The sequence below is a fragment of the Paenibacillus sp. HWE-109 genome (assembly GCF_022163125.1).
Lineage (GTDB): Bacteria > Bacillota > Bacilli > Paenibacillales > NBRC-103111 > Paenibacillus_E.
Genome location: NZ_CP091881.1, coordinates 2,445,401 through 2,458,582, shown reverse-complemented (window position 1 = coordinate 2,458,582; position 13,182 = coordinate 2,445,401). Strand labels below are relative to the sequence as shown.

Here is a 13,182-nt window from a genome sequence, read left to right as displayed (position 1 = left end):
GAAATCCCCCTCCCTATTAGATACCAGAGCTATCTACGAGTTCCAGCTCTTCGATCTTTTCGAATTCACTAAGCACCTTTAGACGTAACTCTTGAAATGATGTCGTTGTTTTTTTGCGGGGAATCGGCAAATCAATAGAAACAATATTCCGAATCGCGCCAGGACGCGGTTTAAGAATGACAACACGATTGCCCAAATAGATCGCCTCATCAATATCATGCGTGACAAAAATCATCGTCGTTTTATTTTTTTGCCAAATATCGATCAGCACTTCCTGCATATGCGTTCTCGTAAAAGCATCCAAGGCTCCGAATGGTTCATCAAGCAGCAGCACCTTAGGATTCCGGAGTAGAGCTCTTGCGATCGCCACTCGTTGAGCCATCCCACCGGACAATTCTCTTGGAAACGACTTCTGAAATCCCTCTAAACGAACTAGTCCAATCAGTTCATCCACTTTTTTGCGGACATTTGGATCCCGGAGAGAAAGATCTGCGGCGATGTTTTTTTCAACGGTCAGCCAAGGGAATAGGCGCGGCTCTTGAAAAATAAATCCTTTGTCAATACCTGGCCCCTTAATCGGCTGTCCGCCGAGATGAACATCTCCAGAGTATTGAACATCCAGTCCTGCTATAATTTTGAGCAGCGTGCTTTTGCCGCAGCCGCTTGGACCAATGACGGTAATAAACTCTCCCTCTTTTACATGCAATTGGATGTTATGCAGCGCTTGAACAGACCCTTTGTTCGACTGAAACGTTTTGTTTAAATGTTGGATTTTCAATAATGGTTCGCTCATGAAGATCAACTCCTCTTTAAAATGTAAGAAAATCAGTGTAGTCACCATGCGACACGTCCTATTAAGGGAACTGTAGGACCCTATTTAGGTAAATAGCAGGGATGTTGACGCAATAGAGGAACTACAGGGTCTTATTTCTACGAAATGTGCTGAATTTCCCAGCAAACAGCAAAATAGCGCCCTGTAGTTCCCTCAACCTTGCTATAAGGCCACTTTTTGCTAGTATAGCGGCTTGTAGTTCCCTTATCTCAACCCAATCCATTTAGCTGATAGGTAAAAAAAAAGACACTTTTCTCTAGGTAGAGAAAAAGCGTCTCCGTTTAAACGGTAGTCACAATTCAAGCGTATGGAAGTTGTTGATTAATTTCATTGTTTATCCGTAGGATTAATATGAATTAAACTTTTCTATTCATAGATTAACATTCTTTATTAAACTTCGTCAATTATATTTTCTTATATTCCGATAAGTTTTATCGGGATGCACTATTTCACCGTGAAATAAGGTGCTGCCAGCTTACGAACACGCTCGATACCTTCCCACATGTCGCCAGGCCCGTCATATACAAGCGTAATCGGCCCTTCATAACCGGCCTGCTTTACGAGATCCATGCAGCGAATGAACTCATCCTCATCGGGAATCCCACCCGCATCTGTTTGCGCCTTGGCATGAATGGATTCACTGCGTGGAATCGTTCTGGCAAGCGCCTTATATTTGCCTTCTCCTTTAAAATTACCGAAATCGGAAGTAAATCCAATGGTTTCGCCACATCTCTCTAACAAGGCAAGGCAGTTGTCTGCCTCCGAGGTTAACGCATGGAAGTTTTCAGTGACCACTTTCACGCCTCTCGCAGCAGCGTACTGTCCCAACTCGCTCAGCCCGTTAGCTGAACGTTCCAGTGCTTCTTGATCCGCAGGATTCGCATCGCCAGCAATGACGCGAACCCTCTCGGCTCCAGCATTAGCCGCAATATCAATCCAACCTTCGATCCATGCAAGATCGGCTTCTCTGCGGCCAGCATCCGCACTAGATATATCTCCATATTCAATAAGCAGCGTATAAAAACGAATACCCGCCTTTTGGAAGGATTGCTTCAAAGCCTGCAGGTAGCCCGCGCTAGTATCTGGAAAATGAAAATGGCATATTTCAACGGAAGTGAACCCCTTGTCAGCTAGAATCGCCGGCAATTCCAATAAAGTAAGAAGCTCTGGTTGATCCTGCGTCTCCGTATATGTCGTACGTGCTGTTTCATCCCAGCGTGTCCAACGCAAAGGTCCCAGATTACGGTGCAAACTCCAACTCGTTAATGATAAGTAAGGCATAAGCTCAATCCTTTCATTTCTCTGAATGATAGTAGTTTATCAACCTGAAACCTTAATCACCATATGCGAAAACGCCGATTTATCTCCTATTGTGCTTTTTTTCTGCTTACCACTTTATTGTGCGGGAAAAGGGAAACACTTTTTCGCCTATTTTCTACTCCATAATGCCACATGCCCTTCACCCTCTGCCGCGATAGGCTTTTTCATGGTAGTCCGTAATATGAGTGAATAGGGTCTGCCCATCATCCGGAAGTTCCGATTGTTCATCCAAATCCAAATACATAGCCCGGTAAGTTTCGGGAACCCACACATACGTGTGGACATAATCGGTCAAATGAAATCCGACCTTTTGCCAAAACGCTATACGGGCTATATTCTCTTCCGTCATTTCAGCTTCAACTTCAATAACAAGCTCCCGGCAGTTCCCTTGGGTCTTCGCCCAATGCCGAATATCTGCTAGGCAAGTTCGGCCCAGACCTTTCCCCCGCTGAGATTTGCGAACAGCTATATAATCAATAATGAGTACCTTGGTCTCCTGATTCGTCGCCGTGAGCGCCATGGCAACAACTTGAGTTGGATCGCGCCAAATATGAAGCGTGCAAATGCCTCTTTGGAACATCCGTCGGATCAGCTCTCGCGGTTTCCTGCCATGCTTAGGAAAAGCCTCGTTATACACGCTTTCAGCTTGCAGCCATAGCGCTTCATCCCACGTCTCGGTCGTCATGTATTCCCAAGTCATCGATCGTCACTCTTTTCTGTATGGAAATTTACTTATGATTTATTATCACTCATTTTCAGCTGCTTCATCAAGAAAGAAAAGCTTCACCAACGCTCAAGTTTAAGCGCAAGTGAAGCCTTAACTGTACTGCTATTTTAAATTAGTTCTTTGGCATGTATTTCTTGTTTGATACGCTCGACGAACGCTTGAATACTCACAGAGCCGAGATCTCCCTCTCCCCGTTTGCGTACAGCTACGCTTTCCGAGTTCTTCTCTGTCTCGCCAAGTACAAGCATATAAGGTACTTTCTCAAGCTGCGCTTCACGAATTTTGTAACCCAACTTCTCGTTTCTTCCATCTACTTCTACACGGATGCCAGCCTGTTCTAACTGCTTCTTCACTTGGAACGCATAGTCCAGATAATGATCTGAGACAGGCAGAACTTTCGCTTGGACCGGAGAGAGCCATACAGGGAATGCGCCAACAAAATGTTCTGTCAAAATACCGATAAAGCGCTCGATAGAGCCGTACAAAGCGCGATGTATAACCACCGGCCGATGCTTGAGGCTATCTTCACCGATGTAAGTGAGATCGAATTTCTCCGGCATCTGGAAATCCAATTGAATCGTCCCGCACTGCCAGCTTCGTTTGAGGGCATCCAAAATGTGAAAATCAATTTTGGGACCATAGAAGGCTCCATCGCCTTCATTAACAACATAATCAATGCCCAGCTTATCAAGCACATTCGCCAGAGACTTTTCAGCCTGATCCCAAAGCTCCTCGGAGCCCATGGAATCTTCGGGACGAGTGGATAACTCAACCTTATATTCGAAGCCTAGTACTTGATAGACATGGTCAATCAGCGAGATGATTCGTCCAATTTCGTCTTCTATTTGCTCGGGCAATACGAATAAATGAGCATCATCCTGGCAAAATGTCCGCACCCGCATCATCCCATTCAATGCTCCGGAATACTCGTGACGATGCACTTGTCCAAACTCCGAAAGTCTGATAGGCAATTCCCGATAAGAGTGAAGCGCATTTTTGAAAATAAGCATATGTCCCGGACAGTTCATTGGTTTGAGCGCAAATTTCGTATCATCGACATTCGTGAAGTACATATTCTCTTTGTAGTGATCCCAATGTCCGGATTGCTCCCAAACACGATTGTTCATCATGAGCGGTGTCCGCACTTCATCGTAATCCCGCTGTCTTTGCAGCTCACGGGCAAAATTCTCCAACTCTGTGCGGATAGTCATCCCCTTAGGCAAAAAGAAAGGCATGCCAGGCGCTTCTTCCGAAAACATAAACAGCTCGAGTTCCTTGCCCAGCTTGCGGTGATCGCGTTTCTTCGCTTCTTCAAGGACGTGCAGATGTTCTTCTAACTGGCTCTTCTTAGGAAAGGAAGTACCATAAATGCGCTGCAGCATCTTATTCTTTGAATCGCCGCGCCAATATGCGCCAGCAACACTCAGTAATTTAAATGCTTTAACTCTGCCTGTTGAAGGAAGATGAGGGCCACGGCATAAATCCAGAAATTCACCTTGATCATAGATGGTGATGACCGCCTCTTCTGGCAAATCACGAATCAACTCCAGTTTCAAAGGATCTTCAAGTTCTTCAAAAATTTGTATCGCTTCCGCCCGACTAACGATTCGGCGGACAATCGGCACATTTTCTTGGATCACTTTTTCGATCTCTTTCTCAATCAATCCAAGATCATCAGGGGAAAGCGGCTTTTCAAGATCCATATCATAATAGAAGCCATCCTCAATCACAGGTCCTATGCCGAGCTTAACTGCTTTGCTCCCATAAATTCGCTTAATCGCTTGAGCCATGATATGAGCGGTTGTATGCCTATAGACCTCTAATCCTTCCTTGCTATCCAGAGTTACAATTTCGATTAGGCCATCCTGCTGGATTGGATAGTTCAAATCAACGAGCTTTCCATTTTCCTTTCCGGCGACTGCCTGTTTCTTCAAGCCCATACTTATTGACTCAGCAACTTGTTCAACTGTGGTGCCAAGCGGATACCTCCTGATTGATCCATCCGACAACGAAACTTTAATTTCCATGATGCAGCCTCCATTTCTACTTTTTCTCGATTTATATGAACGCAAAAAAACGCATCTCGCCCAAGAAGGGACGAGTGCGTTCAGCTCGTGGTTCCACCCTAATTCGACCTGCCTGACAATTGGGTTCAATACCCAAGATTGCAGCTGCAAGGTCCTTATTAGTATCTGATATCGAAGATAACTCGGTGTTGTTTACTGCCGCCAAGCTAATCTTAACGGGTTCTACAACACGGCTGCAAAGGGGTAATTTCACATCCGTTTACAGGAGAAGCTTTCAGCCTGAACTTCTCTCTCTGGGCAGTTCGTGAAGGAAATCATGTCTTTGGTCAATGCCTGTTATGCAATTAATTTATTATATTACTCATCACAGAGCGGGAAGTCAAGGAAATCCTTCTAACGGTTGCGAAATTCGCATAAGAATGAGGGGGGATTAAGCTAGCGGTTGCCACTGCGCATTGTCATCATTATTGAGGAGGCCTTGGAATGACGAACCATTCTCATCTTCAATCCCGATTTATCCTCGCATCTGATCCGTCTGTGCAAGAACTTATTTACCCATTGCCAGAAACATGGTGGAGTCGTCCTTATGAATATGCTTGGTGCACATCGTTCATGAATGAGCATGATATTGCCTTGGATGCTGCATGCGGAGTGCCTCATCCTTTCAAATTCGCCCTAGGTCAGCGATGCCAAGAAGCTTATGCCTGTGATTGGGATGCGCGAATTCATTCCGAACAAAGTATATTGGATGCTGTGCGAACCGAGATCAACGTAGAGGCTGTCGAGCTAATAAAAGCAATTGATTACAGGCGGACCAGGCTTACTCAATCCAGCATTACACAACTGCCCTATGCGGATGATTTTTTCGATAAAATCTATTGTATTTCTGTCGTTGAACACATGGATCTCACGGATATGCGGCTTGCTCTGAAAGAATTTAGAAGAACTTTGAAAGCCGATGGTTATCTCCTGCTTACACTAGACTTTCCGACTATCGACTTATCGATGTTTCGCTCATTGGTGCATGAGACAGGACTTGCTTTTGCTTTTGATGCGCAATTCGAGCTTCCCGCAGATGCGCTTTACAGCGATATCTGGGGACGATTATATTGCTTCCGCGCGGTTTTGAAGAGAAACACATCAGCCCAGGAGTGACGCTCGGTTTCAGGATCAACCTCCCGCTGATCACGAACAAGCCAAACTCCCTTACCAATCCGGTTGCTTGGCTTGTCATCTATCCGTTTGCGATACGCTCCAACAGATGATCCCCATACACGCGGCTCAGCGCCAACTCCGGCATATGAATATAACCGATGTAACAATCGCAGCAGCTCATTGTGCACGGCCTGTCTGCGGACAGGCCTTCCAGACCATCCCGATAGAGATGACCAATTACCGTGCGATCCTTGTAACACCTTTTCACGATACCAGCGCCTTGCACGTAGAAAACATCTCTTCCCGTCGAGCAAGGTCTACCCTGGCTGCTATAATCCACAGCATTCCGCTCAAAATGAGGATCGATTTCACGTAAAAAAGCGACATCGGCAGCCGTGTAATAGTCTTTTTTATCTTTAAAGGCATTAACCCACATGTACACATCTGTTGGCAAACCCTGCCGCAGGGAAGCTAGCGCAGAGAAAGCGCTCTTCACGCCAACTGAACCCACACTAAAAGAAAGGCCTCGTCGATGCAATTCTGAACATTGGTTCAGAAAAAAGGCCTCATCCACTTGCCCAGGATGATAGGATGCCCAGAAGGCGGCATTCTTCGGATTCAAGTCATCCGTCCAGTTCAGCTTTGCCGACAAATTCGTTTGGATCGCCACTTTGTCAACATGGGGCATCAGAGACAGCTCAATCATGGCTTCTCGATACCAGCGATGAACCAGCCCTTCCCCATAAGGATTAAAAAATAGAGCAAGACGATGCCCCTCTCTCTCCTGCGCTTTAACCCAATTAACAAACGTGAGAAGTTGAGAACGATCTTTGGCCAAAGTTGCCGCATTGTCTTTATTCTTGCTAAAAGGACAGTACGGACAATCATAATTACAAGAAGACAAGCTGCCTCTGTAATAAATGGTTGCTCTCATACGAAAACATATCCTTCCATGCGTTCCTTCACTTCTGGAGAAATGAACCAATCACCGATCGCATCCGAATACGCTAAACCTTCATCCGTCAGTCGCAATATCCCATCTGTGTTCGTCGCAAAACCATTTTCCAGCAATAGAGCAAGGTCCGGGTAATCCTCCAAAGCTTGACTAGCGAAGCGTTCAACGTAACTTGAAAGCTCCAATCCTTCTGTATGCAAAATGGCTTTGAGAATAAATCGGCGCTGTTGCTCCGCTTTATTCAACTGATAGCCGTAGTCTGCTCTATCATGGCGCTCGGCAGCGACATAATCGGCAATAATACTTGCCGTAGCTTGGCGATCCACGGCGTAGCGTGAAGCATAATGGAGCTCTCTGGTGTACGAGCGTGCGCCGCAGCCTAAACCAACCATCCCGTCTTCCTGGCAGCCATATGGCAGCAATTGCTTGGCCGAAGAGGCCGTTGGTTTAGCGAATCGACGCATGGAATGCTGGATATATCCCGCTTCTCGCAAACGATCGCGCGCAGCCAAATAACAGTCCATCCGAATGTCGATACCAACGCGGCGAATATCATCAGGTTTAACAATGGTTTGCTCACGTGTATATAACGGATAGATGAACACTTCTTCCGGTTCATAAGCCAGTGTTCGCTCAACAGAATACAGCCAAGTGGCAACCGTTTGTCCAGGCAACCCATAAATGAGGTCCAAATTAAGAATTGGAAACGGCTCGCTCTTCAACAAGGTCAAAGCTCTCTCCACTTCAAGAGGTTTTTGCGGCCGATATATCGCTGCTGATTCATCCTCAATAAAGCTTTGAATCCCCATACTGACTCGATCTACGCGGTGCGCATGCAAGATTCGAAGCCTTGCCTCCGTCACCGTTTCCGGGGATGTCTCGACAGAGATGGACGCTTGCCGGGTATCTAACCCCATCACTTCCTCGGCAATCCCAAATAAGCGCTCAAGCTGTTGCGGCTCAAGCAAGGTCGGCGTTCCGCCACCGATTGCGAACCGGGCAAATGGCTTGCCGCCTGCAAAAGAAGCCCACTCGCGCGCTTGCCGTTCCAATGCATCAACGTATTGTTCATGACTGCTAGTTCTTTTATCAGGCAAAGTGAACAAATTGCAGAAACCGCAGCGTGCTCCGCAAAATGGGATGTGCATGTACAAGAAATACGTTTCAGCCGTTTCTTGGGCCCAAAGCTCTGACAATGGCCTGCTCGGTTCCAGCTCCCGATAGGCGGTTTTGTGCGGATAAGCATATAAATAAGAACGGTAAGGTTCTGCACGCATATGATCAGCCCAACTGCGGATCCTTGAAGTATCGCTAGAAGTCATCTTCCGCTCACATCCTTTATAGAATAAACTCACGATAAGGTACAGTCCATACAGCTTCATGCGCAAGCCGATGTCCTTCATAACCATCTTCCCCATAACAAGTGCCGTGATCTGAGAAAACAAGACAGAACACAGGCCGTTCCCGCTTTCGCAGTACATCGAACAAACGACCTAATTCACCATCCACATAGCGCAGTGCTGCACGTTGGGTCTCTATGGAGTCTCGCTTGGCCCCCTTAACGTAATAGTGATTAGGTCCATGAATCGCAGATACATTTAGAAATAGAAACAGCCGTTCCTTCTCATCCAACTGATCCAGAAGTTTAATTGTGTGATTGACCTGATGCTCTGTGGAACGAGGGTTCGTTACGCCAAACGTCATCCGCCAGTAGCTTTGTTGAAAATAACCTGGCAGCACTCGGGCAAGCGGCACTTTCTTGGTAAAGAAAATAACGCCGCCGATGCAGATCGTTCGGTAGCCTTCCGCTTGCAACCCTGATACGAGATCCGGTGTATCGAATAGCCATGTATGCGGATGCGTCTTGAGCCCGGTATGTTTGGAGTGAAACAAACGCACATGATCAGCTTTGTTCGGCGTTGCCGGCGTCGGCAAAAAGCCGCCAAAAAAAGCGTGATGAGCCGCATACGTAAAGCTGCCTGGCGTATGCCTCTTCTCCCAAGATCCGCTGCCGCATAAGTTTGGACAATTGGACTCCTCCAGATCAGCAGCATCATAACGCAGTGTATCCAGCGTAATCATGACAAGATCATGGGTGCCGATAATCGCGTTCATATCTGTCATATCTGTTCCCCTTTAGCACAGTTCATAAGTTCCCAGGCATAAGTGTCTTCTCCTTGGAACTGCACCTTGTAAAGCAAGTCGCCGAACGGATTGACGTCTAACACATACGGCTGCAATGCCCCGCGGCTCAGCAATACATCCACGCCAGCAACCAAAGAACCGGGAAATGCCGCAAGTGCTTGAGCCGCACACACCCCTACGGAATTTCGCAAGTTTGCATCCAATCCTACAGCCTCCAGACTCATCCGCTCACTGCGCAAATGCAGGTTCGTAATCGGGGATCGACTAACCCTGGCAATGCTATGACAGGGTTCTCCAGCAACAACAAGTTGACGGACATCGAAGGACCTCTCTTCGTAAGCGGCCTTCGCTATCCATTGCTCGATATGCGTACCCTGCTGAAGCAGCCAGTTAACGATGGTTCTGATCGTCTTCCTGTCTGAATAGGTGAGAATCTTCATAGAATTATAAAACATCGAAGGCCTGGACAGATAAGACTCAACGCCAACTGTTGTTACTGCTAATTCCGCGCCAGTGACTGGATTAATTTGATAAGCGACAACACCGCATGCGCCCGATCCGCAAGCTAGCTTGATGAATATCCGGTGCTTCCGTTGCATGAGCATGAATTCCTTCAATTCTTCATAATTCGAAATCCGATCAGGCTCAGCCAATGGCCGAGGAACAGGCACACCTGCCGCTTGCAACACCTCATGCGTCCTTCTTTTATCAAACATAGCGACTATGTCTCGCGGCGCGTTCACCCACTGTCCTTCTGGCCATAGCTCGGCTGCTTCCTGCTCAATCCGAGCAAGCAAGCGTCCATAGCCGCGAAACCACTGGGATGGATGATACAGTCGACCTGGCTGCTCCTTCAAACCCGCGATCATCGCTTGAGACCACGGATCAGGATCGCTTCGCTCGCCGAATGGCAGCAACCGATCTCCGCCATTCAAGCCTGCGGCATCTGGAGAACCTAGTGCCATTAATGCGCATTCAACTTCATGATCCTCCCCAGGTGCATCCAAACGCAGCCAAGGTGTCTTCCCCAACTGCAAGCCCTCACGTTCAGCCACTTCGGCTAGCGAAATCTCGCCTTTTAACAAAGCCAGATAGGGCACGACAACCGCTGGGGACATGCCAAGTCTAACCCTTGCTGCTTGCACGCCGTTCGTCCGGCGATTCCCAGGGTTGCCGATTAATAGCATCGGTGCCATGCTTTATTCCGTAAGCGAAGGATAGCGATAGTCTTCATCCTCATCCGCATCTTGTTGTTCGTCTGTATCAACCGAAAGTCCAGAGGCCTGCCATCGTTGTACCATGTCATCTGACATGTAATGATAGCTGAGATCAAGGAATTGCAATTTTCTCACCTGATCGCTTGCAAGAAGCGCTTCTGCGCCTTTATCCGTTAACGTTCCCAGCGACAAATCCAACGTATGAAGCTGACTCAGAATTGGCGCATCTGCCAACGCAATCGCAATCTCATCTTCAAGTTCACTATTTTTCAAACCCAGATACGTCAATTCAGGAAATTTACCCTGTTCAATGAGAGGAAGAATATCCGCTAGCTCACCATCAAACCCATAGTCTTCAACCCCCATGTAAAGCTCCAACTTTTTTAATTGCGGAAATGAAGATTGACTAATACTAGCAAGAACTTTTTTGCCTAGTCCACCACAAATAATGACAAGTTCCTGCAGCTTCGCATGGCTCACCGGCTCTATCTCCAACCCTGTGCTTCCCTTTATCGTCAATGATTCCAGTTCAGGGAATTCCGTTAGGATAGGGGTAAGATTGCTTTGCATAATCCAAGATACCTCGCATTCCTCGAACCCCATATCACCAATGAATAATTTGCGCAGGTTGGGAAACCGGTCTTTCAATTGCGTCAACGCAGCGACAATTTCGCTGGAATCATTCTCATAAGAGCCGCCCCAATCACCGATAATGAGGCTGTTTAGCTCCGTACTCTCTGGTTTCGCGGCTAGCTCTTCCAGAAGATCCTTGATTTTAACACCCTCTTCATACTGCTCATAATCAATTGATAATTTCACTTCTGTCATGATATTCCCCTCCGGTTCCATTAATTTCCTACCTATGTGCCTAGACTAACTATAAACGATCTCAAAAAAAACATGCAACTTCTGCTCCAACAGGGACAACAGCACAATCATTCCATTGGCCCAAACATCTTGACCGAGAATCCATACATTAGGTATGTAGCACAAGCAACTCCAAAGAAAGGGTGATTTAAATGTCTTATGTTGGTGGCGCAGGTTGTGGAACAGGCGGCGTAGGTACTTCTTCAGCAGCAATTTTGGTACTTTTCATTTTGTTGGTTATTATTACAAGCGCATTCGTTTGGTAAGTTAATACCTATTTGCATATAGAAAAAACCGTCACACCCACTTGCAACAAGTGAGGTTGACGGTTTACTTTGCTTAGTTTAGGAAAGCGGAAGCGTCACTTCAAATTTCGTTCCTATCCCTTTGCGCGATGTGGCTGTCATATTCCCTTTATGATTTTCAATGATCCGATAACAGATGGATAAACCAAGTCCAACGCCGTTTTCTTTTGTTGAAAAAAATGGATTTACGATTTGCGCGAGCTCTTCCTTCGTCATGCCCACGCCGTTATCTTCAATGCTGATTTGGAACATTTTATTATTGGCACCCATCTTCGTTGAAAGCTGGATAAATCCATTTTTGTCGATGGAATCTATCGCATTCTGAATTAAATTAACCAGTACCTGTTTAATTTGAGCAGGATCAATCCAAGCCATTGTTAATGATTCATCATATATAGCGGTGATAGATGTATTTTTTAGAATGGCTTGACTGTCCATAAACCGAATCGTATCTTTCAAAAATTCTTGCAAGTTTACGGCCTTTCTCTCCGGCGTGCTTGGTTTTGCCATGACAACGAAGTCAGAAACCAACTGCTTCATGTTTTGCAGCTCCGTATTGATGAGTCCCACGTAATTCTGAAATTTCTGCGGATCATTTGATTTCTGAAGCAGCTGAAAAAAACCGATAATCGAGGTTAGCGGATTCCTTATTTCGTGGGCTAAACCTGCTGCCATCTTCCCGATGGCTGAGAACTTTTCCGCATTAATGAATTGCCGTTCAAGAACAACACGATCCGTAATATCACGAAATTGAGCAAAAGCGCCTAAAATTTCGCCCTTTTCATTGATAATGGGAAGTAAATCGAACAGGCACACATTCTTCTGATCCAACGAATATCGGAAAGAAAGCTCTATATTTTCGAATTGCTTCCGATACTTGAGAGCTTGATAGAAATAGCTTCCGAAATGTTCGAAAGGAAAGACAGGCGTATGGATGACACTTTCCCGATTTCTTCCTGTTATTTTCTCGGCATAGGCGTTAAACTCTGTAATAATACCGCGCTCATCTGTCATAATAATGCCGTTGCGCATGTTATTGACAACAAGCTGCTGAATAAGATTTTGATTCTGATTCGTCATTCGAAGCGATAGTTCTCTTTCAATAGAATCAGCCATATTAGAAAGAAGTGCTAGATAGGTATGATTATGGTGCTCGACCGAGGTCATGATGGCAATGGTCCCTGATAAATTATGATACATTGGGAAATGGAACGGCACACAATAACACGCCGTATTTCCCAGCATCTCATGATAATGTTCCTCGCCGACGATCTGGATGGGTGCCTGCTCTTGCAGAGCGAGTGTGACTACATTCGTGCCCATAAACTCTTCGTCGCATTTGATTCCCGCATGAATGCCATAATTGTTGATGACTGATTTGAATCCTTCATCCCCATAGCTGTCTAAGATGTATCCCTGTTCGTTATTAACAAGGATCAGATGCGGCTTTCCGGCCAAGAGTGACAATATTTTTTCAGCAAAATACTGAATTACAGCAAGAATATCCCGATATCGTTCTTTTTCCACTTGCAGTTGATTGTCTGATAATTTAATTCCCGCCGAAGATATTCTTGTAGGATCCATCCCGCGATCCTTACATCTTTGGCGAGATAATTCTATCCATTGCTTCAT

At 46.1% G+C, this 13,182-nt stretch carries 12 protein-coding genes; 2 read left to right on the top strand and 10 right to left on the bottom strand.

Annotation, left to right across the window (positions count from 1 at the left end; translation table 11 throughout):
• Positions 1-16: 16 nt before the first annotated feature.
• From LOZ80_RS10015 to thrS, 4 genes are all read right to left on the bottom strand, one after another.
• Positions 17-793, bottom strand: coding sequence for an ABC transporter ATP-binding protein (locus LOZ80_RS10015; protein ID WP_238171294.1), 777 nt, complete (start codon positions 791-793; stop codon positions 17-19).
• Positions 794-1,276: 483 nt separating this feature from the next.
• Positions 1,277-2,113, bottom strand: coding sequence for a sugar phosphate isomerase/epimerase family protein (locus LOZ80_RS10010; protein WP_238171293.1), 837 nt, complete (start codon positions 2,111-2,113; stop codon positions 1,277-1,279).
• 178 nt (positions 2,114-2,291) lie between these two features.
• The gene (locus LOZ80_RS10005) at positions 2,292-2,852 is read right to left on the bottom strand and encodes a GNAT family N-acetyltransferase (RefSeq protein ID WP_238171292.1); all 561 of its coding nucleotides are present in this window, start codon (positions 2,850-2,852) and stop codon (positions 2,292-2,294) included.
• Positions 2,853-2,986: 134 nt separating this feature from the next.
• Complete coding sequence (thrS, locus tag LOZ80_RS10000) at positions 2,987-4,906, bottom strand: threonine--tRNA ligase (RefSeq protein WP_238171291.1); 1,920 nt, start codon at positions 4,904-4,906, stop codon at positions 2,987-2,989.
• 483 nt (positions 4,907-5,389) lie between these two features.
• On the opposite strand from thrS, the gene LOZ80_RS09995 reads away from it, so the two are divergent.
• The gene (locus LOZ80_RS09995) at positions 5,390-6,061 is read left to right on the top strand and encodes a class I SAM-dependent methyltransferase (RefSeq protein WP_238171290.1); all 672 of its coding nucleotides are present in this window, start codon (positions 5,390-5,392) and stop codon (positions 6,059-6,061) included.
• 79 nt (positions 6,062-6,140) lie between these two features.
• Here the strand turns inward: LOZ80_RS09995 and LOZ80_RS09990 are convergent, their stop codons facing one another.
• Genes LOZ80_RS09990 through LOZ80_RS09970 form a run of 5 tightly spaced genes read right to left on the bottom strand, consistent with a single transcriptional unit; the run spans position 6,141 to position 11,206 of the window.
• The gene (locus tag LOZ80_RS09990; protein WP_238171289.1) at positions 6,141-6,995 is read right to left on the bottom strand and encodes an STM4011 family radical SAM protein; all 855 of its coding nucleotides are present in this window, start codon (positions 6,993-6,995) and stop codon (positions 6,141-6,143) included.
• Positions 6,992-8,338, bottom strand: a complete 1,347-nt coding sequence (locus LOZ80_RS09985; protein WP_238172940.1) for an STM4012 family radical SAM protein — start codon at positions 8,336-8,338, stop codon at positions 6,992-6,994. Before LOZ80_RS09985 ends, LOZ80_RS09990 begins: the two co-directional genes overlap by 4 nt.
• A gap of 16 nt (positions 8,339-8,354) precedes the next feature.
• Positions 8,355-9,140 (bottom strand): STM4013/SEN3800 family hydrolase, encoded by a 786-nt coding sequence (locus LOZ80_RS09980; protein WP_238171288.1) that lies wholly within the window; start codon positions 9,138-9,140, stop codon positions 8,355-8,357.
• Entirely contained in the window at positions 9,137-10,357 is a 1,221-nt protein-coding gene (locus LOZ80_RS09975; RefSeq protein ID WP_238171287.1) for an STM4014 family protein, read from the bottom strand. Before LOZ80_RS09975 ends, LOZ80_RS09980 begins: the two co-directional genes overlap by 4 nt.
• A gap of 3 nt (positions 10,358-10,360) precedes the next feature.
• Entirely contained in the window at positions 10,361-11,206 is an 846-nt protein-coding gene (locus LOZ80_RS09970; RefSeq protein WP_238171286.1) for an STM4015 family protein, read from the bottom strand.
• Positions 11,207-11,397: 191 nt separating this feature from the next.
• Between LOZ80_RS09970 and LOZ80_RS09965 the strand changes: the two genes are divergently transcribed.
• Positions 11,398-11,511 (top strand): YjcZ family sporulation protein, encoded by a 114-nt coding sequence (locus LOZ80_RS09965; protein ID WP_238171285.1) that lies wholly within the window; start codon positions 11,398-11,400, stop codon positions 11,509-11,511.
• Positions 11,512-11,589: 78 nt separating this feature from the next.
• On the opposite strand, the gene LOZ80_RS09960 is transcribed toward LOZ80_RS09965, so the two are convergent.
• The gene (locus LOZ80_RS09960; protein WP_238171284.1) at positions 11,590-13,182 is read right to left on the bottom strand and encodes an ATP-binding protein; all 1,593 of its coding nucleotides are present in this window, start codon (positions 13,180-13,182) and stop codon (positions 11,590-11,592) included.